The organism is Thermoflexus hugenholtzii, assembly GCF_018771565.1.
GTDB lineage: Bacteria > Chloroflexota > Anaerolineae > Thermoflexales > Thermoflexaceae > Thermoflexus > Thermoflexus hugenholtzii_A.
Genome location: NZ_CP076326.1, coordinates 1,438,514 through 1,460,152 on the forward strand (window position 1 = coordinate 1,438,514; position 21,639 = coordinate 1,460,152).

General features: G+C 68.5%; 24 protein-coding genes and 2 tRNA genes. 7 read left to right on the forward strand and 19 right to left on the reverse strand.

Annotation, left to right across the window (positions count from 1 at the left end):
- Nucleotides 1-4: 4 nt before the first annotated feature.
- A complete protein-coding gene (gene lysS, locus KNN16_RS06500) occupies nucleotides 5-1,174 on the forward strand; it encodes a homocitrate synthase (RefSeq protein WP_369685886.1) in 1,170 nt (389 codons plus the stop codon).
- Nucleotides 1,171-2,499, forward strand: coding sequence for a 3-isopropylmalate dehydratase large subunit (locus tag KNN16_RS06505; RefSeq protein ID WP_303900169.1), 1,329 nt, complete (start codon nucleotides 1,171-1,173; stop codon nucleotides 2,497-2,499). The genes lysS and KNN16_RS06505 overlap by 4 nt, the downstream gene beginning before the upstream one ends.
- Here the strand turns inward: KNN16_RS06505 and KNN16_RS06510 are convergent.
- Entirely contained in the window at nucleotides 2,484-3,284 is an 801-nt protein-coding gene (locus tag KNN16_RS06510; RefSeq protein ID WP_303900171.1) for a DUF4058 family protein, read from the reverse strand. The genes KNN16_RS06505 and KNN16_RS06510 overlap by 16 nt on opposite strands.
- Before the next feature lie 129 nt (nucleotides 3,285-3,413).
- On the opposite strand from KNN16_RS06510, the gene KNN16_RS06515 reads away from it, so the two are divergent.
- Nucleotides 3,414-3,944, forward strand: coding sequence for a 3-isopropylmalate dehydratase small subunit (locus KNN16_RS06515; RefSeq protein WP_299288792.1), 531 nt, complete (start codon nucleotides 3,414-3,416; stop codon nucleotides 3,942-3,944).
- A 47-nt stretch (nucleotides 3,945-3,991) separates the two neighbouring features.
- Here the strand turns inward: KNN16_RS06515 and KNN16_RS06520 are convergent.
- Both KNN16_RS06520 and KNN16_RS06525 read right to left on the reverse strand, forming a co-directional pair.
- Nucleotides 3,992-4,083: transfer RNA gene (locus tag KNN16_RS06520), tRNA-Ser, on the reverse strand.
- Nucleotides 4,084-4,099: 16 nt separating this feature from the next.
- Nucleotides 4,100-4,190: transfer RNA gene (locus KNN16_RS06525), tRNA-Ser, on the reverse strand.
- A gap of 222 nt (nucleotides 4,191-4,412) precedes the next feature.
- Between KNN16_RS06525 and KNN16_RS06530 the strand changes: the two genes are divergently transcribed.
- Nucleotides 4,413-5,135, forward strand: a complete 723-nt coding sequence (locus tag KNN16_RS06530) for a rhomboid family intramembrane serine protease (RefSeq protein ID WP_303900172.1) — start codon at nucleotides 4,413-4,415, stop codon at nucleotides 5,133-5,135.
- Nucleotides 5,136-5,298: 163 nt separating this feature from the next.
- Nucleotides 5,299-6,075 (forward strand): response regulator transcription factor, encoded by a 777-nt coding sequence (locus tag KNN16_RS06535; protein WP_299288796.1) that lies wholly within the window; start codon nucleotides 5,299-5,301, stop codon nucleotides 6,073-6,075.
- 82 nt (nucleotides 6,076-6,157) lie between these two features.
- On the opposite strand, the gene KNN16_RS06540 is transcribed toward KNN16_RS06535, so the two are convergent.
- The 3 genes from KNN16_RS06540 to KNN16_RS06550 all read right to left on the reverse strand — a co-directional run bounded on the left by KNN16_RS06540 (nucleotide 6,158) and on the right by KNN16_RS06550 (nucleotide 10,030).
- A complete protein-coding gene (locus KNN16_RS06540; protein ID WP_299288799.1) occupies nucleotides 6,158-7,408 on the reverse strand; it encodes an AAA family ATPase in 1,251 nt (416 codons plus the stop codon).
- Between the two features lie 223 nt (nucleotides 7,409-7,631).
- On the reverse strand, nucleotides 7,632-8,174 hold the full coding sequence (locus KNN16_RS06545) for a hypothetical protein (protein WP_303900174.1): 543 nt from the start codon (nucleotides 8,172-8,174) through the stop codon (nucleotides 7,632-7,634).
- 26 nt (nucleotides 8,175-8,200) lie between these two features.
- Nucleotides 8,201-10,030 (reverse strand): DUF2207 domain-containing protein, encoded by a 1,830-nt coding sequence (locus KNN16_RS06550; RefSeq protein WP_303900176.1) that lies wholly within the window; start codon nucleotides 10,028-10,030, stop codon nucleotides 8,201-8,203.
- Nucleotides 10,031-10,186: 156 nt separating this feature from the next.
- On the opposite strand from KNN16_RS06550, the gene KNN16_RS06555 reads away from it, so the two are divergent.
- Together KNN16_RS06555 and KNN16_RS06560 are read left to right on the forward strand one after the other, a co-directional pair.
- On the forward strand, nucleotides 10,187-10,732 hold the full coding sequence (locus KNN16_RS06555; protein WP_299285744.1) for a peroxiredoxin: 546 nt from the start codon (nucleotides 10,187-10,189) through the stop codon (nucleotides 10,730-10,732).
- Nucleotides 10,732-11,448, forward strand: coding sequence for a prolipoprotein diacylglyceryl transferase family protein (locus KNN16_RS06560; protein ID WP_303900180.1), 717 nt, complete (start codon nucleotides 10,732-10,734; stop codon nucleotides 11,446-11,448). Before KNN16_RS06555 ends, KNN16_RS06560 begins: the two co-directional genes overlap by 1 nt.
- Here the strand turns inward: KNN16_RS06560 and KNN16_RS06565 are convergent.
- The 13 genes from KNN16_RS06565 to KNN16_RS06625 form a co-directional block, all read right to left on the reverse strand.
- Complete coding sequence (locus KNN16_RS06565; protein ID WP_299285750.1) at nucleotides 11,443-12,117, reverse strand: response regulator transcription factor; 675 nt, start codon at nucleotides 12,115-12,117, stop codon at nucleotides 11,443-11,445. The two genes, KNN16_RS06560 and KNN16_RS06565, sit on opposite strands and share 6 nt — an antisense overlap.
- Nucleotides 12,086-13,531 carry a sensor histidine kinase gene (locus KNN16_RS06570; RefSeq protein WP_303900182.1) on the reverse strand — a complete coding sequence of 482 codons (1,446 nt, stop codon included), beginning with the start codon at nucleotides 13,529-13,531 and terminating at the stop codon, nucleotides 12,086-12,088. The genes KNN16_RS06565 and KNN16_RS06570 overlap by 32 nt, the downstream gene beginning before the upstream one ends.
- A 27-nt stretch (nucleotides 13,532-13,558) precedes the next feature.
- On the reverse strand, nucleotides 13,559-14,317 hold the full coding sequence (locus KNN16_RS06575) for a MerR family transcriptional regulator (RefSeq protein ID WP_299285756.1): 759 nt from the start codon (nucleotides 14,315-14,317) through the stop codon (nucleotides 13,559-13,561).
- Nucleotides 14,318-14,354: 37 nt separating this feature from the next.
- Nucleotides 14,355-15,743 carry an MFS transporter gene (locus tag KNN16_RS06580; protein ID WP_303900187.1) on the reverse strand — a complete coding sequence of 463 codons (1,389 nt, stop codon included), beginning with the start codon at nucleotides 15,741-15,743 and terminating at the stop codon, nucleotides 14,355-14,357.
- A gap of 20 nt (nucleotides 15,744-15,763) precedes the next feature.
- Entirely contained in the window at nucleotides 15,764-16,366 is a 603-nt protein-coding gene (locus tag KNN16_RS06585) for a DUF488 family protein (RefSeq protein ID WP_303900190.1), read from the reverse strand.
- A gap of 59 nt (nucleotides 16,367-16,425) precedes the next feature.
- A complete protein-coding gene (locus tag KNN16_RS06590) occupies nucleotides 16,426-17,322 on the reverse strand; it encodes a DsbA family protein (RefSeq protein WP_303900191.1) in 897 nt (298 codons plus the stop codon).
- A 10-nt stretch (nucleotides 17,323-17,332) separates the two neighbouring features.
- Nucleotides 17,333-17,920, reverse strand: coding sequence for a trans-aconitate 2-methyltransferase (locus KNN16_RS06595; protein ID WP_303900194.1), 588 nt, complete (start codon nucleotides 17,918-17,920; stop codon nucleotides 17,333-17,335).
- A gap of 19 nt (nucleotides 17,921-17,939) precedes the next feature.
- Entirely contained in the window at nucleotides 17,940-18,344 is a 405-nt protein-coding gene (locus KNN16_RS06600) for a DoxX family protein (RefSeq protein ID WP_303900197.1), read from the reverse strand.
- A gap of 124 nt (nucleotides 18,345-18,468) precedes the next feature.
- On the reverse strand, nucleotides 18,469-18,873 hold the full coding sequence (locus KNN16_RS06605; RefSeq protein ID WP_303900200.1) for a DoxX family protein: 405 nt from the start codon (nucleotides 18,871-18,873) through the stop codon (nucleotides 18,469-18,471).
- A 326-nt stretch (nucleotides 18,874-19,199) separates the two neighbouring features.
- Entirely contained in the window at nucleotides 19,200-19,529 is a 330-nt protein-coding gene (locus KNN16_RS06610; protein ID WP_299285778.1) for a hypothetical protein, read from the reverse strand.
- Nucleotides 19,530-19,553: 24 nt separating this feature from the next.
- A complete protein-coding gene (locus KNN16_RS06615; protein ID WP_303900600.1) occupies nucleotides 19,554-20,156 on the reverse strand; it encodes a DsbA family protein in 603 nt (200 codons plus the stop codon).
- A 62-nt stretch (nucleotides 20,157-20,218) separates the two neighbouring features.
- Nucleotides 20,219-21,109, reverse strand: coding sequence for a VOC family protein (locus KNN16_RS06620; RefSeq protein ID WP_299285781.1), 891 nt, complete (start codon nucleotides 21,107-21,109; stop codon nucleotides 20,219-20,221).
- The gene (locus KNN16_RS06625) at nucleotides 21,106-21,618 is read right to left on the reverse strand and encodes a luciferase family protein (RefSeq protein WP_299285784.1); all 513 of its coding nucleotides are present in this window, start codon (nucleotides 21,616-21,618) and stop codon (nucleotides 21,106-21,108) included. Before KNN16_RS06625 ends, KNN16_RS06620 begins: the two co-directional genes overlap by 4 nt.
- Nucleotides 21,619-21,639 lie beyond the last annotated feature (21 nt).

Genomic DNA, 21,639 nt, shown 5'->3' on the forward strand with positions numbered 1-21,639 from the left:
GCCGCTGGATCAGTTCTACATCATCGAGTCGACCCTGCGGGAAGGAGAGCAGTTCGTCGGGGCCCATTTCTCCACCGAAGACAAGATCCGCATCGCCCGAGCCCTGGACGAGTTCGGCGTCGAGTATATCGAGCTCACCAACCCCTCCGCCTCGCCGAAGAGCTTCGAGGACTGCCGCGCCATCGCCCGGCTGGGACTCCGGTGCAAGGTGCTCACCCACATCCGTTGCCACCTGGAGGACGCCAGGCGCGCCCTGGAGACCGGGGTGGATGGCATCGACGTGGTCATCGGCGTCTCCTCGTATCTGAGGCGGTTCAGCCACGGGATGAGCGTGGAGGAGATCATCGATCGGGCCGCCGAGGTGCTCACCTTCATCCGGGAACAGGCCCCTCACATCGAGCTGCGCTTCTCCACCGAGGACACCTTCCGCAGCGACCCGGCGGACCTCCTCCGGGTGTATCTGGCGGTGGACCGGCTGGGGGTGGTGAACCGGCTGGGGATCGCCGACACCGTGGGCATCGCCACCCCGAGCCAGGTGGCCTGGCTGGTGGGCACCCTGCGTCGGCTGACCCGGGCCGACATCGAGTTCCACGGCCACAACGACACCGGCTGCGCCATCGCCAACGCCTTCGCCGCCCTGGAGGCCGGCGCCACCCACATCGACACCACCGTCCTGGGCATCGGGGAGCGCAACGGGATCACCCCCCTGGGGGGCTTCATCGCCCGGATGTATACGATCAACCGGGACATGGTGCGGCGCAAGTATAACCTCAAGAAGCTGCGGGAGCTGGAACAGATGGTGGCGGAGATGGTGGGGGTCGAGATCCCCTTCAACAACTACATCACCGGCCTGGCCGCCTTCACCCACAAGGCCGGCATCCACGCCAAGGCCATCCTGAACAACCCGGAGACCTACGAGGCCCTGGATCCCCAGGACTTCGGGATGACCCGCTACATCTCCATCGCCCACCGGCTGACCGGATGGAACGCGGTGAAGGCCCGGGCGGAGCAGCTGGGGCTGAGCCTGAGCGATGAGCAGATCCGGGAGATCACCGCCCACATCAAGGCCCTGGCGGACGAGAAGCGGATCACCCTGAACGACGTGGACGAGATGCTCCGGCGATGGGCGGACGGACACGGGAAGCCGGATCCGGTTTGGGAGGCGCAGGGATGAGCGGGCGGACCTTCGCCCAGAAGGCCATCGCCCGGGCGGCCGGGCTCCCCGATGCGGCCGTGGGGCAGATCGTGGACGTGCGCCCCGACCTCATCCTCAGCCACGACAACACCGCCGCCATCGCGGCCATGTTCTACCGGCTGGGCCTGAAAAGGGTGCGCGACCCGGACCGCCTGGCCATCACCCTGGATCACGCGGTGCCGCCCCCCACCCCGCGCCACGCCCAGAACCACGCGGAGATCCGCCGCTTCGTGGCCGAGCAGGGCATCCGGAACTTCTTCGAGGCCGGGCGGGGGATCTGTCATCAGGTGCTGAGCGAGGAGGCCCTGGTCCTCCCCGGCCAGATGATCCTGGGCGCCGACAGCCACACCACCCACTTCGGCTGGATGGGCGCCTTCGGGGCCGGGGTCGGGCGCAGCGAGGTGCTGGCCCTCTGGGCCACCGGGGAGATCTGGCTGCGGGTGCCGGAAAGCATCCGCATCGTCCTGACCGGCCGCCTGCCCCCCGGCGTGACGACCAAGGACCTGTGCCTCCGGATCTTCCGCGATCTGGGGGCCGACGGCGGGCTGTATCGCTCCGTGGAGTTCGCCGGGGAAGGGGTGCGCCATCTCTCCATCGAGAGCCGCATGGGGATCGCCAATTTCATGGCCGAGTTCGGAGTCAAGAACGCCTACCTCCCCCCTGACGACCGCGTCTTCGACTGGCTGGCCCCGCGCCGGGCCCGACGGACCGGGGAGCCCATCGAAGCGGTCCGTGAGCGCATCGCCGCCGGAGCCCTGTATCCGGATCCGGACGCGCCGTATGAGGCGGAATACGTCTACTGCCTGGAGGATCTGGAGCCGATGGTGGCCTGCCCGCACTCCGTCGATCACGTGCGCCCCCTCCGGGAGGTCGCCGGGACCCGCATCGACATGGCCTTCATCGGCACCTGCACCAACGGGCGCCTGGAAGACATCGCGGCGGCGGCGGAGATCCTGCGCGGACGGCGGATCGCCCCGGGCGTGCGCCTGCTGGTCATCCCCGCCTCCCGGGAGGTCCTGGAGGAGGCCCTGCGGCGGGGCTTCATCCAGACCCTGGTGGAAGCGGGGGCGATGATCGGGGTTCCGGGCTGCGGCCCGTGCATGGGCAACCATATGGGGATCCCGGCCCCCGGGGAGATCGTGATCTCCTCCGGCAGCCGGAACTTCCGGGGGCGGATGGGGACGCCGGACGCGGAGATCTACCTGGCCAGCCCGGCGGTGGTGGCCGCCAGCGCCCTGCGGGGGGTGATCACGGACCCGCGGGAGATCACGTCTGGAAAGACCGATGCTCAAGGAGCTGAATGACCCGGATGCGTCGCCCGCTGCGCCAGCCAGCGCCGGACCTGATCCTGCGCCCACTGCGCATCCGCCGGCGGGAGCGGCGGGGGCGGGATCGGCCCGGTGTAATCGATCTGCTCCGCATAGCGAGCGCGTTCGTAAACCTCGTCGAGGGCTTTCTGCAAGTCCAGGGGCACATCCGGGAACGGGGGCCGCAACGGAACCGCCACCACCGGCAGGGGATCCCGCAGATCGATGAACCAGACCAGCATGCCGGGATGTTGCGGCCGGTAGAGGGCGACCGCGTAATCGCTGCGCCCGGCCAGCGGCTCCGGCCGGCTTCCCGCCCGGAGCAGATCGATCTCCAGCCAGTTGGCGCTGCCCTGCAGGAGCGGCCGGCGCTTCTCCTGCATGGCCTGCTGTCCCCACGATCCCTTCACCTTGTTGGCCGGAGACAACACCTCGATCGCGGTGACGACCTGATGCGTGCGGGCGTCCCGGATCTCCAGGTAGGCGTCCCGGATCTCGGGCTCGACCAGTATCTCCACCACCGCCGGCCTGGCGATGGCCGGCCGCCCGGGCCACCCGAGCGGGGCCTCGGACTCGCGGGGAGCGCTCGGGATCAGAGCCGGATAGCCCGGATCGTCCACCGGCGAGGTGATGTAAACCCGTTGCTCCACCCGCACGTAAAAGTGCGGGGCCAGAACGGGGGCCAGCGGAGCGCGGATCGCCTCGATCAGCCCATGATGCACATCCGGCCACAGCGTCGGATCTTCCAGATAAGGGTCCATGCCCGGAAAGGGGGAGGGCATCTCCGGCCTCCGACGGGAACTGAAGGATCAGCAGCGCTCAGGCCCATGCTCGGTTCCATTGTATCGGATCCGCCTTTCGATCTCATCAAGAGGCCCTGAGAATCCCGATCGGTCAGGAGGGGATCGATCATGCGATGGCGGGGACGCGTGTGGAAATATGGGGACCACGTCAACACCGATGTGATCTTCCCGGGCAAATACACGTATACGATCACCGACCCGGCGGAGATGGCCCGGCACGCGCTGGAGGATCTCGACCCTCGCTTCGCCCGCGAGGTGCGGCCCGGGGACATCATCGTGGCGGGGCGGAACTGGGGGTGCGGCTCCTCCCGGGAGCAGGCGGTGATCGCCCTGAAGGCCGCGGGGGTGCGAGCCATCGTCGCCAAATCCTTCGCCCGCATCTACTTCCGCAACGCCGTCAACCACGGCCTGCTGCCCATCGTCTGCCCGGAGGCGGTGGAGGCCATCGAGCCCGGGGAAGAGATCGAGATCGACCTGGAGGCGCACCGCATTCACAGTCGCGCGGGGAGCTTCCCCTTCCCGCCCCTCTCCCCCACGGTCCGGGAGATCCTGGAGGCCGGAGGTCTGCTCCCCATGCTCTGCCGCCGGCTGGGCCTGCCGCTCCCTCCGGAAAACATCGGCGGAGCGAGCGGCGACTGAAACGAACCGGGCGGGACCCTCTGCCAGGTCCCGCCCGGTCCAGCAGGCGGAGGGGGAGGGATTCGAACCCTCGAGGGGGGCTTTTCGCACCCCCCACCGCTTAGCAGGCGGTTCCGTTAGGCCACTCCGGCACCCCTCCGGGCGATCCCCTCAGGCGGAGGGAGGGGGATTCGAACCCCCGAGGAGGCGCTCAGGCCTCCCAGCGGTTTTCAAGACCGCCGCCTTCAGCCGCTCGGCCATCCCTCCACAGCAATTATGCCTGACCGGCTCGGCCTCGTCAAGCCGGACCTCGCCAAGGATGTGTCCCGATTTTGTCGGGCCTGGCCGCCTTGTAGGACAACTGCGAGCAGTTGTCCTACGATCTTGGGACACACCCCTCGCCAAGGCTTTCTCCCCTGCCTTGAGGACAACTCGCTGTAATCGGCCCGATGGTATAATGGCCTTGACTTTCCCAACAGGAACATTCGAATGATCCCGATCAGCGACAGCCCGCGAAGCCGCACGGTCCCGATCGTCAACTGGACCCTGATCCTGGTTAACATCTTGATCTTCCTGCTGGAGCTCTCCATGCCGCCCCGGGCGCTGGATCGCTTTCTGCTCACCTGGGGTGCGGTGCCGGTGCGGGTGTGGGGAGCCCTGCTGGGGCAGGCGGATCCCTTCTGGCTGGTCACGCTGATCACCAGCCAGTTCCTCCACGGGGGATGGGCCCACATCCTGGGCAACATGCTCTACCTGTGGGTGTTCGGGGACAACGTGGAAGACCGGATGGGACATCTGCGTTATCTGGTCTTCTACCTGCTCTGCGGGGTCATCGCCGGCCTGATCCAGACCCTGGTCCTCTTCGGCTCGCGGGTGCCGCTGATCGGGGCCAGCGGAGCCATCGCCGGGGTGCTGGGCGCCTACCTGGTCCTTTACCCGGGGGCCCGAGTGACCGTGCTGGCCCCTTATTTCTTCTTCGGCCTGGGCTTCTTCGAGGTCCCCGCTGCCGTGTTGCTGGTGATGTGGTTCCTGCTGCAGTTCGTCAACGGCATCGCGGCCATCACCACCGCCAGCCCCTCCGTCGGCGGCATCGGCTGGTGGGCCCACATCGGCGGGTTCGTGGCCGGCTACCTGCTGGTCCGCCTGTTCGCCCGACCCCAGCGCCCCCGCCCGATGCTTCCCTACGACTTCTACGATCCCGATCGATGGTAGCGAGGCGCCGGGAGCCTCCCACTTCCCACCAATCCCTAAAGCGAATAAAATTTCTAATCAAAATGCGAACCTGGAGCTTTTCCGGGCGCTGAGTCACGCGCCCGAAAGGGCGCCGGGGGCCTCCGCTCAACCTGAGTCGATCCGAGACCCGGAGGAGTATCCCATGGAAGATCGAGGCCGGTATCCGGAGCGGGAGTTCGTGGTCCACACCCAATCGATCCATCTATGGGGGAGCGTTCCGCCCATGAGTGAGAAAGCAAAGGTCCTGGTGATCGACGACGATTTGCTTCTGCGGGAGGTGCTGGCCCGCGCCTTGACCCAGGAAGGTTATGAGGTTTTGACTGCGGAGACCGGAGGGGAAGGCCTTCTCCTCTTCGATCAGCATAGCCCTGACCTGGTGATCCTCGATGTGTTGCTCCCGGACCTCGACGGCTGGGAGGTCTGCCGACGGATCCGCCGGGTCTCCACAGTGCCCATCCTGTTCCTGACGGCCCTGGAGGGGATCCCGGAGCGGGTGCGGGGGCTGGTCCTGGGCGGCGACGATTATGTCGTCAAGCCCTTCGCCGTCGAGGAGCTCCTGGCCCGGGCGGAGGCCATCCTGCGGCGGGTGCGCCAGGCGGCTCCGATCGAAGGGGCCTCCATCCGGCTGGGGGATGGCGCCCTGGTGATCGATCGGGAGCGCCGCCAGGTATGGTTCCAGGGACGCCTGCTGGAGCTCTCCCCGATCGAATACACCCTCCTCCTTTATCTGGCGGAACGGGCCGGGCGCGTGGTCTCCATCAACGAACTGCTCACGGCCGTCTGGGGCGGACCCCAGGAAGGATCCATCCAGGCCCTTCGCTGGTATATCTGGAACCTTCGCCAGAAGATGGAGACCAACCCGCATCGCCCCCGCTGGATCCAGACGGTCCGTCGCTACGGCTACCGGCTGAACGGTTGACCCGGGCGAGGGAGATGGCATGGAGCGGGCCGGATCGAGCGGAGCCCGCGGGAGGATGCATGGGGCATCTTCCCCCAGGCTTTCACGCCTCCAGCAGGGGGAGCAGGATCGGATGGACATCGCACCAGGGCTCCCCGTCGCTGTATTCCAGCAGGCTCAAGTTGGCCAGGAACTCCCGGGTCCGCTCGTTGTTCACAAACGCCCGAGTGCGGTGATATCCCCGGAGCTCCCCGTAATCCTCCGGCCGCAACGTCCCCCGGTAATCGTTTTGCAGCTGGATCACCGCGCTCTGCATCTCGGAAAGCCCGACCCGATCCCGCCCCATCGCCAGGCCGTGGAGGATCGCGGATTGAAGCAGCTGGATGAGGGTCAGGGGAACCCCTCCGCTCATGCGGACGGCCAGGTCGACGGCTTCCGGGTCGATCAGATAGGGCTCCATCCGCCGCTCTACGATCTCCCGCATCACCCGGTAGCCCTCCGGCCGCAGCTGGCCCTGGCGATCGTAAACCATCACGTTGGGGATCAGAAAGCGCTCGCTGAAGTGGCTGCGGATCTGCAGGAACTCCCGGGCGTAGCGCAGGGTGATGGGGAAGGTGAACAGGATATGGGCGCGCAGCTCCGCCAGCAGGGCCGCATGGTTTAAGAAGAGCCCCAGTGCCCGCTCGAAGGAGAGCTTGTCCAGATCCTCCACGATCACCAGCACCGGCCGGCGGGCGTTGGAGCGGATCTCCTCGATCAGACGGTTGGTGCGAGAGACCAGCTCGAAGAGCCGCAGCTCCGCCCGCTCCCGGACCATCCGGCGGGTGCTGCTCTCGGTCTTCACCCGCCCCTCCAGCTTCAGGGCCAGCAGGTTCAGCGCCGCCTCGGCCGAGGCCTCCCGGGAGGGGCTGACCATCTCCTCCTCGACGATCTCGTGGGTCAACCAGCGGTAGAGATCCTCCAGCATCCCCACTCCGACCAGCCCCCGCTTGCGCCCCTTCAGGATCCGCTCATCGGTGGCCTGCTGGAGCAGCCGCAGGGCGATGGCCAGGATGAGGTCCACGTAGGTGAGATCTGTGAGGTTGAGGATCTCCAGCACGGAGAAATGGACGATGAAGAAGCGCCCTTTCAGGAGGCCGCTCAGGCGATTGAGCTCGGTGCTTTTGCCGCTCCCCCGATGGCCGGAGAACAGGACCTTCACCGGCTCATCCATCGCCTCCAGATAGGCCTTCAGCTCCAGGGTGGGGACGTCCGGCCGCTCGACATAATACGCGGCCAGGGCCCGTCCCGCCAGGGGAACCCGCGGGTCGAACAGGTTCAGCGCTTCCTTCAAAGTGCGCGCCCGCACCGCCATCCGCACCTCCATCCGGAATCCGATCTACCTATAGGAGCGGCTTTCGCCGCGAACCTCCCCCTCTCGAGGACCGAGGGTTCGGTGCGAAAGCCCCTCACGTAAGCCGAAATTCATTTCGGCATCCACGTCTGTAGGAGCGGCTTTCGCCACGACCCTCGCGCCATCGAAGACAAGGGGTCGGGGCTAAAGCCCCTCCTACAGAAATCGTTTGCGAATTCATTGTTCACGGCTGCGCCCCGGGGCCGGACAAAAAGATCTCGGTGCCGCAATAGGGGCAGCGGATCACGCCCTTGCCGGCCAGCTCCAGGGCGCCCCCGCAGCGAGGACACCGGCCAGCGTCCCGCAGGGCAGCGGCCTCGGCGGAGTAGAGCACCCCCTCCGACCAGTTCACGTAACCGGAGAACAGGCCCATGTGCACCAAATCGTAGATCCACGCCCGCACCTGATCCCGCGTCGCCCGGAGCTCCAGGGCGATCTCGGGGAGCGAGACCTGCCCCCGGGCCTGGATCATGCCCAGCAACCGACGCTGCTTCTCCGCGACCTCCGCCTCCTGCGCCTCCACCGCCCCCCGGCGCCACAGGTAAAGCCCCAGGCCAACCAGCGGCGAGAAGATGAGCAGGATCAGGAAAACCCCGATGCCGAGCCCGCCGGGCGTGAGGGTGCCCGTGGACCACTGGATCAGCAGAAACCCTGCGAAGGCCAGGATCAGAAACAACCCCGTCCCGCTCAGGATCCCTCCCAGCATCTGCATCGTCCGCGGATGCATCCCCCGCCTCCTCCTGAAGATCGCGCTTAGCCGAACCCGCTGCGGCCGCCGCCGCCCCCGCCCCCGCCGAAGCTCGCCCCTCCGCTCCAGCGCCCTCCTCCACCCCGCTCCGATGGCGGACGGCTGACCAGGGTGTCGGCGGCCGTGTTCAGCATCGCCGTTAACCCCTCGGAGAACGCATTGAGGCTCCCGGTCAGCGAGGAGGCCATGTCATCGAGAGACGGCACACCCTGTCCTCCCTCCCCGGGGAGCGGCGCCGCATGCCCCGGCACCCGTCCCGGAGCCCCATGGGTCGTCGGCTGGATCCACGGGCGATACCACGGGGGCGGTGGGAGATCCGGGGCGATCTCCTGCCACTGGCGCAGGAAACGACGCTCCATCCCGAAGACGATCGCGTAAGGAAGATACTGCTCCAGCCGGGCAGAGGCCTCCTCCGGCGCCATCTTCCGGAGCTCTCGCAGACCTCGGGCGAAAGCCCGCCACTGGGCCGCCCGCTCCGCCCCCTTCCGGGTCCGCCGGGGCATATGAGGGGCGATCAGAAACCAGGCCAGCGCGGTCCCTCCCAGCCCGACTGCGATGGCCCATATCCCCCACAGCCCCCGGGCGCTCTCCTGCGCGGCCAGGATCCCTGTCAGGACCGCCAGCCCGCCCGCCAGCACACCCGGGATCCGATAGGCGTCCCGCACGCGATCCGGACGGGCGGAGAACCACCCTGCCCGGACGACGGCCCGATAGAGGGCCGCCTCCAGCTCCGGGAGCCGCCGGAAGAACCGGTGCCGCAGATCCCGCAGGCGCCGCTCCGTGGATCCATCGAACAGCGCCTGCACCAGCAACCGCTCGAAGGGCTGCAGCTCCGCCTCCGAGCCGGTCCGCCGTAGCCGGAAATCCCGGGCGAAGCCCTCCCGGATCTCCTCAATGGTCAACACCCCTCGACGAGCCAGATCCACCACCGTCGCCAGGATGTCCCGCAGATCCGCCCGCTCGTCCAGCAACACCCCCACCAGCCCCGGAGGATCCGGGAAGGGAGGCTCCGTCCGCAAATCCGGCCCGCTCCCGATGTAAGGATCCCGCCCCCATCGCGCCCAGACTCCTACGGCCAGCGCGGGCCCGGCCGCCAGCACGAACAGCCCGACAATGAGCAACGCCAGGTTATACAGCGGGAGTCGATCCTCCCAGACCTGCCACGCGGGGGGCTCCGACGGGAGGATCCCATGGGGGAACTGAACCCGGACCTCGAAGGATTCGTCGGGGGCAAGGGGGCGCCGGGCCTGAAATCGAACCACCTGCCCGCCTTCCTCCGCGATCCCATCGGCCGGGCCGTAGGCGGCGATGCGTTGCGCGATCGCTCCCGGGGGCAGATACACAGTCACCGCGCTCTCACGGATCTCGTAAGCGTGCTCGGCCGGCAGCGGGTTCCACCAGAGCTGATCGCCCGCCGCGTAGCGCCGGATCGCCCCGCGGACCTGATACCGGAGATAGAACGTGCGGCGCGCGTTCGTGGTCGGCGGGAAGAACCAGCGGACGGTGACGGCCTCGGCCCCCTCCTCCACGGTGTAGGTGAACGGTTCCCCGGTCGAGGCGCGGCGATAGGGATGCCCCTCTTCCCCCACCTCCAGGATGGTGATGCCCTCGGTGCGTCGGAGAGGGATCTCCCGGAAGCCCCGGCGAAACGTCCCGAGGAACCGGATGGCCTGACGTTCAACCACCTCCAGGGTCCCATCCGACCGCACATGGAGTTCCACGTCGAAGCGCTCCGCGACCAGTGAGGAGGACTGGGCATGGAGCCCAGGAACCGGCCCGAAGAGCCCCAGGAGCAGGATCAGGATGCCGGACACCCATCGCAGGGGAACCCGCATGGACGCGCTCCTCGATTGCGGAAATCGGGGGAGCATCTTCCTCGCCTCAAGCGCGCGATCGCCCCGGCCCATTTTACACGCATCGCCTCCGGGTCACCGCCCCGCCATCGCTGCATCTAACATGAATGAGACTTCGAAGCGCAGAGAGGAGGTCGGATGCGATACCGGTGGCTCCTGGGGATCGGGCTGGCCGCGGTGATCGGCATCGCCTGGATCGGATGGAGCCGGAGCGGGGCGCTCGGGCTCCCCGTCCGGGAGGCGCCTCAGCCGGGCTACCGCGCGCCGGACTTCTCGCTCCCCGCCCTAAGCGAGGAAACCCTGACGCTCTCCCGGTTGCGGGGGCGAGCGGTGGTGCTGAACTTCTGGGCCACCTGGTGTCCGCCGTGCCGGGCGGAGATGCCCGCTTTCCAGCGTCTCTACGCCCGTTACGCGGACCGCGGCCTGATGGTGATCGCCATCAACGCCACGTTCAGCGACGCCCCGGAGGCGGTGGCCGATTTCCGACAACGCTACGGGCTGACCTTCCCCATCCTCCTGGACGCCTCCGGAGCGGTGAATCAGCGCTACCGGGTGACCGCCCTTCCCACCACGTTCTTCATCGACCCGCAGGGGACGATCCGCGAGGTGGTGGTGGGTGGGCCGATGAGCGAGGCCGCTATCGAAGCCCGCGTGCGGACGCTGCTTTCGGAGGGGGCGCGCTGATGCTCCCGGTCCTCCCCCTCGGCCCCCTGACGCTGCCTACCCGACCCGCCCTCATCCTGATAGGGATCTGGATCGGGCTGGCCCTGGCGGAGCGGGAGGGCCGGCGGCAGGGTGTCGGCGCCGCGCCGGCCGCCGATGCCCTGGGGGGCCTGGTCATCGGATACCTGATCGCCCGCCTTGCCGCTTTGCTCCCCTATGGCGCTCCCTCTCCGCTCGACCTGATCTACATCCTTCGACCCACGGACGCTCTCCTTGCCCCGCTCCCCGGCCTCCTGGGGATGAGCGCCTGGATCGCCTGGCGGTGGCGCGTCCGTCGCATCCCCTGGCGGGTCGGGCTGGACGCCCTGGCCCCTTCCTTTCTGGTTCTGGCCATCGCCTGGGCGCTGGGGGATTGGGCGGAGGGGTTGCGCTACGGGAAGCCCACGGCTCTTCCCCTCCTGGCCGCCCTGGGCGGCGGCGAGCGCCACCCGGTCCCCCTTTACGAGGCCGCGCTGGGATCCCTGGCCTTGCTCCTGTGGGGGCGCCTGCGGCGGCGATCCTGGGCCCCGGGCGGCGTGTTCCTCCTCGCCCTGACCCTTTACAGCGCCATCCGCTGGTTCACAGAGGGGTTCGGGACCGGCTCTCCGATCCTGCAAACCGTCGCCCTGGGCGGGATGCTGCTCGGCCTGTGGGGGCTTTCCGGCCTGACGCAAGAGGGATCCGCTACCCCTTCATGAAGCGTTGTCTTCTTCCTTGAGGAAATCGTGGATGCGGTGCTTGAGGGCGTAGGCGGCCGCCTCCACCCGGTTGGAGACGCCCAGCTTGTCCAGGATGATGCTGACGTAGTTGCGCACCGTCTTCTCGGTGAGGAACAGCTCCTTGGCGATCTCCCGGTTGCTTTTCCCTTCCGCGATGCGGGCCAGGATCAGGCGCTCTCGTGGGGTGAGGTCCTTGAAGGCCTCCTCCCGGGTGGCCCGGGATCGCTGGCGGAACTGCTCCAGGACCTTGCGGGTGATGGTGGGATCCAGGATCGCCTCCCCCCGGGCCAGCGCCTCCAGGGCCTCGATCAGCTCCCGGCTCCCTGCCCGCTTGAGCACATAGCCGGAGGCCCCCGCCTCGATGGCCCGCACAATGAACTCCTCATCCGGGTAGGCCGTCAGGATCAGCACCCGGGTCTCCGGGAAACGCGCGGTGATCTCCCGGCACACCTCCACCCCATCCCGATCGGGCAGGCGGACATCCAGCACCACCAGGTCGGGGCGCAGGCGTTCCACCAGGCTCAGGGCCTGGGCCCCGCTCTCCGCCTCGCCCACCAGCTCGAACTCCGGCCGGTTCTGCAGCAGCAACCGCAGCCCCAGCCGGACCACCTCGTGATCATCCACGATCAGCAGGCGCAGGCGCTTCATCCGGAGGTCGCCCCTTCTCCGCCATCGGCAGCTCCAGCCAGACCGTCGTCCCCTGTCCGGGCGCGCTCTCGATCCGCAGGACGCCACCCAGCAGCCGGGCCCGCTCCCGCATGCTCCGCAATCCCATCCCCACCGGGTGATCCGGGCGCATCCCGATGCCGTCGTCTCGCACGCCGATGCGCAGACGGTCGTCCTTCACCTGCGCCTCCAGGACGACCCGTCGGGCCCGCGCATGGCGGAGGACGTTGCTGAAGGCCTCGCTCAGGATGGCCGCCAGATGGGCCGCCTGCTCCGGCTCCAGCAGCAGGTCCGGGATGTCCAGACGCACCTCGACATCCAGCATGCTCCGGAAACGGGGATCCCTCGCCGTCTCCTCCAGCAACGCCCGCAAGTGGCCGGGCTGGCTCATCCCGTGCAGGGTCGCGATGTAGAGACGCACGTCCTCGATGGCCCGGTTCAGCGCGAGCAGCATCTCCTCCAGAAGGGGGCCGACCTTGGGGTTCCAGCCGCATTGCTCCCGCACCGCCTCGACGAGCAGGCCGGCGGCGTAGATCTGCTGAAGGACCCGATCGTGGAGCTCCCGGCCGATCCGCTCCCGCTCCAGCGTGAGGATGTTCGCCCGCTCCATCTCCTCGATCCGCCGGTCGATCTCCACCTGGAACACCTCCAGCGCCCGCAGGAGGGCGATGAGGAGGATCAGGCCCAACAGGGAGCGCCAGACCGGCATGGGGATGCCGACGGCCTGGAACACCGTCATCTCGTTCAGGAGGTTGCCCGGGAAAAAAGGAACCGCCGGCCCGAAGAGACCCCCCGCGATCCCATATCCGGCCATCGCCAGGCCGGCGACGCGCAGCGTGCGCAGGATGTGGGGAAGCTCCAGCGGGGCGATGTGGCGATGGGCGTGGAGGCGCAACCCGTAAGCGGCGATCAGCCCCCCGGGCAGCCCCAGCCCGTAACGGGCGGTGGCCCCCGCCACCCGATGCCACGCCTCGATCTCCGGGATCACCGTCAGGCCAACGTAAAAAGGCCCCAGCAACCAGATCAGGAACACCCCGGTGGGGACCCAGAACGCCCACCGCCACCGCGGAGGAAGCGGGCTCAGAGTGCTGATCCCGAACTGAAACAGACAGAGGAACGAAAGAGCGAGCAAAAAGACCTGGGCGATGTGCAACAACTGGACCAGGAAAGGTGGAAGATAAGTGGCCTGGATGGGGATGAACACATCACCCCATTCATGCAAGCCGTGGAGGATGCCGAAGAGGGCCAGCCAGGGCAGGGCCTGGGCCAGCCGCAGCCGGCTGTGCCGCAAGCTCTGGATGGCCAGGATCACCCCTAAGGTGAAGAAGACCTGGCCGTAGACCGAATAGACGATGATCCGATTGGTTTCGAAAAAGGCCTGAAGTGCCTCCCGCATGGGCCCGACCTCGGATGGGCGTGGCCTTCAGGTCCGGCCGGAGCGGATGGACCGACGGAGCCAGCGGCGCATCAGGGCCCGGCGCACATACTTTCGATAGAGCAACCCGGTCAGGGCCTGGATGCGGCGGTGGAGCTCCCGGAACCGCCCGATGCGCTCGACGTCTGTGGCCAGATCGCCCACAAGGGGCGCATAGAGGGCGACGTCGTGGCGCACCTGAGCCCGCACCAGCCGCACGTAAAAAGCAAGGTCCCGACAGGTGATGCCCATCGCCTCCAGATCCCGCACCACCCGCATCAGCGCCACGTCCTCCAGGCCGTAACGACGCTCCCCTCCAGACTCCCCGTCCGGGAGCAGGCCCATGGCCTCCATGCGACGGAGCTGGTCCAGGGAAATCCCCGCACGTTGCGCGGCCTCCTCTGCGGTCAGAGAAGCCGACCCCTCCGCGCCCTCTTCCCGGAACACCTCCAGAAGCGCCTCCAGGGCCTCCGGGCTCAGCGCCGGATCCTCCTGCAGGCGATCCAGCATCGCCCGCACCACCGGGAGGGGGAGCCGGTGACGGGCCCGCAGATTCAGGATCAGGGCCAGCCGCTCCACGTCGCCGGGACAATACAGCCGGTGCCCGCCGTGGGTGCGGCGGGGCCGGATCAGACCCGCCTTCTCCCAATAACGGAGCTTGCTCGGCGTCACATCCGGGAAGCGGCATCGCAGATGCTGGACCACCTCCCCGATCGTCCACAGCCGCTCCTTCCGCTCTGCTTCTTTCCGCTCCTCTTCGTGCTGCATCCCCTTTCGCTCCCTTTCCTGCCGCGCCTCTCACCGTTCACTCCGCCGCACCGACCTCAACGGGCTCCGATATCCCGGGGGTCCCGGAAGCGGGCAGATCCGGAACCCCCCGCCCGATCAGCAGGATCCCGGTGGCCAGGGCCAGCGCGAGGGCAGGAACCCGCCAGAAGGCGCTGAGCAAAGCCTCCCCGCCGGCAGCCAGCGCCGGACCCAATGCGGCGCCCATCGCCGCGGCTCCCATAGACCCGCCGATGTTGCGGGCGAAGAGCAGCATGGCGGTGACCACGCCGAGGACCTCCCGGGGCGCCTCCTCCTGCGCGCACACCAGGAGGGCCAGCATCACCGTCCCCATCCCCGCCCCGACGATCAGGCCGGCCAGGGCCAGGACCGGCAACGGAGCCCGCCACGCCAGCGCCCACAGGCCGAACCCTCCCATCATAGCCAGGGGGCCCCAGCGGGCCATGGGCCGGGGCCCCCAGCGGGGCAGCCACCGCGCCGCCAGGACGCTGCTCACGGTCCAGCCCACGGTCATCGGGGAGAGGAGCAATCCGCCTATCGTGGCGCTCTGGCCACGGGCCACCTGCGCGAAGAACGGGATGTAAGCGGTCATCCCGAAGAAGGCCATGCCGCCGAGCAGATTGCCCAGGAATCCCCGGAAGGCGAAAGGCCGCCGCAGTGCCGGGAAAGGAAGCAGCGGCAATTCCTGGCCTCGCTCCACGAAGACGAAGAGGATCAGGGCCAGCGCCGCGACGATCAGCGCGCCCGGGGATTCGAGCTCCAGGCCATAGATCAGCGCCCCAGCCCCCAGGGTGAACAGAGCGGCCCCGCTCAGATCGATCCGGGGGGCCTCATGGCCGGCCCTCTCCGGCACGCCGCGGCCCACCAGCAGCAAGGCTGCGATCCCAAAAGGCAGGTTCAGGTAGAACACCCAGCGCCATGAGAAGTGATCCACGATCAGTCCCCCGATCAGGGGGCCGACCAGGGCCGAGAGCCCCCACACGCCGCTGATCCAGCCCTGCACCCGCGCCCGCTCCCGCAGCGGATACAGCTCCCCCACCAGGGTGAAGGTGAGGGTTTGCAGGCCCCCTCCCCCCAGGCCTTGCAGGGTGCGGGTGGCGATCAGCATCCCCATCGAACGGGCCGCCCCGCTCAGGGCGGAGCCGAGCAGGAAGATCCACACCGCCGCCAGATATAGCCGCCGCCGGCCATACAGATCCGAGGCGCGGCCCCAAATCGGCCCGGACACCGTCGCCATCAACAGGTAGAGGGCGAAGGGCAGGCTGTAGAGCTGCACCCCGCCCAGCTCCCGGATCACCCGGGGCATCGCCGTGGCGACCACCGTCGCTTCCAGAGCCGCCAGGAACAGGCCCAGGATCAGACCCGCGGTGACCCGAATCCGATGCGACACGACGACGGGAGTGACCATGGCGGTTCGCGATGCCTCCCTCAGCCTCCCTCACTTTCCGGAGGGTTCGGCGAGATGCGCGCGGATTCCTCAAAAAGCAACTCCATCTGCATCCCTCCCGAGCCGGGAGGCCCGGCGTAAAGCAGCCGCTCTCCCTCCAGGCGCGCCCACGGAGGGAGCGAATGCCCCACGCAACGCTCCCGATCCAGGATGTGCTCCACCCGGAACCCCCGGACCGTCAGGGCGTCAGCGATGAGCCGCCGGTGGCAACGCCATGGGAACCGCTCCGCGCACATGAGCGCGACCCGGGCGCGTCCGGCTTCCTCCATCACCCGCTCCAGCCCGCGCTGGAACTCCTCGCTCTCCATGTGGTCCGCATAGCCGCGGAACCCCGGCGTCTGCCAGGCGATATGGGGGGAATCCGGCCGCGGGGCGCGACGCCCGCCCAGCTCGGGCAGATGGAGGTAACCGATCCCCACGGCGGCCAGGGCCGCCGCCAGGGCATCTCCGCGGAAATGAGGATGCCGCCGGGAGGACGGGAACCGCCGCACGTCCATCACCCGCTCCACCCGGTGGATCCGGAGGAGCTCCAGGAACTCCTCCAGCGGCCGGTTCGAATGCCCCACCGTCCAGATTGTGGGCACTCCGCTCCCTCCACGCGGCCGAGGGCCACGTCGATTGTCACCGGAGCGGGCCGGTTCTGTCAATTCTGGAGCCAGGGATCCGATTCGGCAGGTTCCGGAGAAGCGGTCGGCGACGCCCAGAACTCGCCGCCCGGGACAGGGATCCGTCGCGCTCGCCCTTCCCGCTCCAGGGCCTCCATGGCCTCCCGCATCCCCGGAAGATCCCTCCCATAGATCTCCGCCAGCTCCCGGGTGGTCAGCGGCCCGTAGATCCGGAGCAGCTCCTCAACCGCCCGCGGGGGATGCTCCTCCAGGGTGGGAGCCAGCCGGCGGAGGACCTCCCGATACGTCGCATACGCGCGGTGGCCCACCACCAGGACCGGCCGCTGGGCACCTGGGACCACCACCGACCCCACATAACGGAAAAGCAGTGTGGGGAACCCCGTCACCCCGTAACGCCGGCACTCCTCCAGGTCCTCCTCGAACGCGCGCGCCGCACGCCCGTTCTCCAGATCCATGCGCCAGCGTGCGAGATCCAGCCCTTCCACCTCCCGGGCCAATTCCTCCTGGACCTCCCGCCGGGAGATGTTGCGGCGCTCGGTGAGGGCGGCCCGCCGGAACCGCCGCAGGAGCCGTTCCCCGATCTCCTCTCCCTGCAGGAAGGCCGCTTTGACGGCGATGCAGGCCGGCCACGTGGAGAAATGGGGATCGTTCAGCTCCAGCCACAGCCCTTCATCGATGGGCTGGCCCGAGCGCTGGGAGACCATCCGCCAGTGCGGGGCGACCTGGGCGGCCGTGCGGATATCGTTGAGGGCGTCGTAGAACTCCGCCATGTCCCGCACCAGCCCGCCCATGACATACCGGATCCGCACCTGATCCCGAAAGGTCTCCCGGATCCGGTAGAGCATGGGCTCGGTGGCCCAGCACCAGGAGCAGTAAGGATCCGTGAAATACGTGACCTCCACCCGCGACGCCATCCCCTCCTCCTCACCCAATCGGTCCGCAACATCCGGTGCTCCAATCACACCAGAGGCCGGGCTCTTCCCCCGGGAGGATTTCCAGGGTCTCCGAAGGCGTCTCCGATTCCGCAGGAGGCGCGGCCACCAGCCAGGCCGCCTCCTCCGGAGCCTCCGGGTGGACCTCCTCGTGGAGAAGGCTCCAGCCCGCTTCCGAGAGCTCGCGCCGGACCCATCGGGCCTCCCCGGCCGAGATCGTGGTGCAGATCAAACGCCCGTCGGGGGCCAGGAGCCCCGGCAGCCGGGCGAAGACCGCCCGCCAGCGGCTCGGCTGGGCGAGGAGGTCCGGCCGGCGGATCACGATGAGATCGAAGCCGCCCTCCCAGCCGGGCGGAAGGGTGGCGGCGTCGGCGCAGCGGAACCGGGCCCATGGCACCCGCGCCTGAGCCCGCGCCAACGCCATCTCATCCAGGTCCACCCCCACCATCCGCACGACCTCCGGCCCTCCCAGGCGGTCAGCCAGCGCAGCGGCCTCCTCCCCTTCCCCACAACCGATGAGCAGGACACGAAGCGGACGGCGAGAAGGAAGCCATCCCTCGATCGCCGGGAGCCACTCCATCTCTACCTTCACCTTACCTTTACTCGGCAGGGCATGGTCGCAGCCCGAACAAGGGATCCAGGGCGATTCGGCCGGCACCCGTGAAGATCAGGGCCAGGGCGCCCGCCAGAAGGGCGAAGTCGAACTCCCATCCGGTGGCCTGTTGGGCCATGAAGGGCACCTTCATGAAGCCGCGCTTGGCGACCAGGATGGCCACCAGCATGTCGACGGCGAAACCCAGGGCCAGGATCCGCGTTCCCAACCCCAGGATCAGCAGGACGGCGCCGAGGGTCTCCAGCAGGGCAACCACCCAGGCGAAGAAGCCCGGCAGCGGAATGCCCATCTGCCGCAGGAAACCCGCGAAGCCGGCCGTGCCCCTCATCGGGGAGTTCGGGTTCAGCTTCGGCCAGCCGTGGACCAGGAAAATGATCCCCCAGCGCCACACGCAGGATCAGGGGCCCCACATCCCCATACGGTCGCATCAGGTTCTCCAGCATGGCTCCCTCCTTTCCGAAATCAACGGCCCGGGGGCCCGCACCCTTCCGAGCCAGGCCCCCGGGCGGCCGCGGTCAGAACGGCCAGAGGTTCGGGATCAGGCTGAAGGGCCAGCGCTCGATAAGGAGGAACATCAGCGCTGCCCCCATCAGGGCCATGTTCTTGTTGAAGTTGACCATCTCGATGATGCGCTGCTGCTGATCCTGCACCGCCCAGAAGTTGTGCATCTTGAAGGTCACGGGCAGGAAGAACAGCACCGCGCTCAGCACCCCGATGCCCGGATACACCCCCAGCAGGAAGCTGAGGCCGGAGATCAGCAGAAGGATCCCCGAGACGATCACCGCCAGCCGGGGCGCGGGCACCCCCTTATATGCGGCATACTGGGTCAGCTGCCCCGTGCCCATGATCAGATGGTTGGCCGCGTTGAACAGGTAGAAGAGGCCGACGATGATCCGCCCGATCAGGAACAAGATCTCCATAGGACACCTCCGTGAGGATGGGATGAAAATCCGGGCCATCGCCCGGGGGGAACGCCGGCGATCGACGCCGCGCTCCCCCCGAGCGGGGTCGCTGCCGCGACCCACCCGGGCTCCTCCTGCCCCCTGGGCAATCCGCCATCCACGGCCTTCTTTCCTCATTGGCCGCCCTTCCCGCCAGCGGCCCACCGTGCCGGGAACGGCCGTCGAGGCCCGCCGCGCCACCCCGGCGCGGACCATCGGGGCCACCCGGATGCTTAGGAGCTCGATAGCCCGCCACACAGCCCGATGGGGCGGCGTGCCCACCGTTCCCCATCCGACCTCCCGCCTCAACCCGCCTCCGGCCCACCGGACCCCCAGAGGGAGGGCAGCGCCGCGATCCGCCGCCAGCCCTCCCCCTCTGTCACCCGTTCCACCCGCAGGTCCTCGAAATAACGGTCGAGGACCGCCTCCCGCTCCATCGCCAGCGGCGGGGAGCAGTAATCCTCTTCCTCCCAGACGGCCTCCCCTGTAGCCGGGTCGAGCCGGGCGTTCTCCAGGGAGAAAGTCAGCGCCTCCCCGAAGGGCCGCAGCCGGCGGAACTCTCCCCTTCGCAGGCGCTCGTGAAGCTCCTCCGCGAGCGCCGGCCGGAGCCGCGCACGAACCAGGTAATGCGCCATACGGCCTCCCTTTGAGATCCGCCCTCAGGATCGGCGGCTCGGATCCCGCCCCGCCAGGAGATCCGCGATCACCCGCCGCAGGAACTCCTCCGGCACCGCTCCCTGCACCACCCAGCGATCGTTCAGGATCAGGGTGGGGACGGCGTGGATCCCCCGTCGTGCGGCCTCCTGCAGGTCCGCCTGCACCCGTCGTTCCACCTCCGGGCTTCGGAAATCCCGCTCCCACCGTTCGAGATCCAGGCCCACCTCCCGGGCGCAATCCCGGAGGACCTCGAAGTCGGCGATGTTACGGGCTTCCACGGCGTGGGCCCGCTGCACCCGATCGAACAGATCCCAGTGGGCCTCCGGCCCGCCCTGGAGCTCAGCGGCCTTGCACGCTTTCAAGCCGGGCATGGAATACGGGTAAGGGAACGAGGCGGCCCGCATCCCCTCCACATGAATGGCCTCGCCGCCCGGATGCCGGCGGGCCGCCGCCCAGTGGGTCAGGATCTCCGCCTTCCCTTGCTCCGGCGACCCGAAGATCCGGGAGATCGCCTCCGGGTCCGGAGCGAGGGCGAAGCAACGGTGCTCCACCGTCACCTGTCCCGCGAATTCCCGCACCACCCTTCGGAGCCTCGCCGAGGCCAGGAAGCACCAGACTCAAAGCACATCGTGGTAGAACGTCACCCGCACCATCGCGCGCTCCTCCCTTATTCAGGGGGCTCCCCCTCGAAACCGTCCCCCCGGCTCACCCAGACCCCGTTCCCCGAAGGATCCCGCAGGAAGAAGGCCCGGGAACCCTCGAGAACGAGCCATCCGGCGCGGCGCGCCCGCTCCCGGATCCCCTGCCACGCTTCCTCGTCCGGGACCACCAGGCTGAAGGCCCGAAGCCCCACGGCGTCCGGAGGCGGCGGGGGTGCGCCCCGGCCGGCCCAGGTGTTCGTCCCCACGTGATGGTGGTAACCCCCGGCGGCGAAGAAGCGCGCCCCCGGATAGTTCCGCTGCGTCACCGCCAAGCCCAGGATCCCGCTGTAAAACGCCTCCGCCTCATCCAGATCCGCCACGTGCAAATGGACGTGGCCGATGTCGGTCTCCGGCGGCAGCCCGCTCCACGGCTCGGAGGCGCCCTCTTGAAGCAGCCCCTCGACATCCAGAGGGCGGGTCACCATCGCCAGCTGTCCCTCCCGCCACGGCCACTGCGCCCGGGGCCGATCCCGATAGATCTCCAGGCCGTTGCCGTCGGGGTCCGGCAGATAGAGGGCCTCGCTCACCCCATGGTCGGAGAACCCGTGGAACGGCCACTCCGCTTCGATCAGCCGCCGGAAGGTTCGGGCCAGATCCCGGCGCGTCGGCACCCGGATCGCCACGTGATACAGCCCGGTCGTCCGCGGCGGCTTCGGCCGCGCGTCCCGGCGCTCCGTCAGCGCCAGCAACGGGGATCGCGATCCCGGCGCGGACAGGAGCACGGTGGTTCCCTCCCGCCCGACCTCCCGGAACCCCAGAAGGTCCCGGTAGAAGGCCAGGGACCGCCCCAGATCTCGGATCTGAAGGTGAACCCCACCGATATGGGTATTCTCGGGTAACCCGATGCGCTCCCTCATTTGTTTCGGTCTCCTTTCTGGGCCTGGACCGGCTCCATCCATTCGCCGCATGCGAAGGCGTAGCTGGCCTGGAGGATCCGCCATACCACCTCCAGCTCCGCCTCATCCCGCGGCCCATACACCATCACATAGATGGGGGGCAACACCCCCTGGGCGACCAGAGGGTGGAATTCCCCCCATCCACGCTCCACCACTCGTTCCGCCAGCTCTGGCGGCAGCGATAGATGCAGGCTTCCATCGTAAGGGGGATGGAGATGGGCGAACTCATAACCGAACACAAAAGCCTCCGCCGGGCCCCGCGCTCGCTCCGGGTCCAGGTAAAACGCCCGGGCTCCGGGCACGGAGATCCGACTGGGGGCCACCCGAACGCCCGGCAGGGCCTGCGCCCGTTCGAACAGTGCCTCCTGCAGCGCCCGAGGGGCGTTCTGGGTGAGCTGCTGGTGGGGCATCGAGCGGCGCGTCAACGGCCGCTCCCCCGTGCGCGCCGGGAGATCCTCCAGGCGATCCATCGCTCGGCCTCCCCTTTCTCA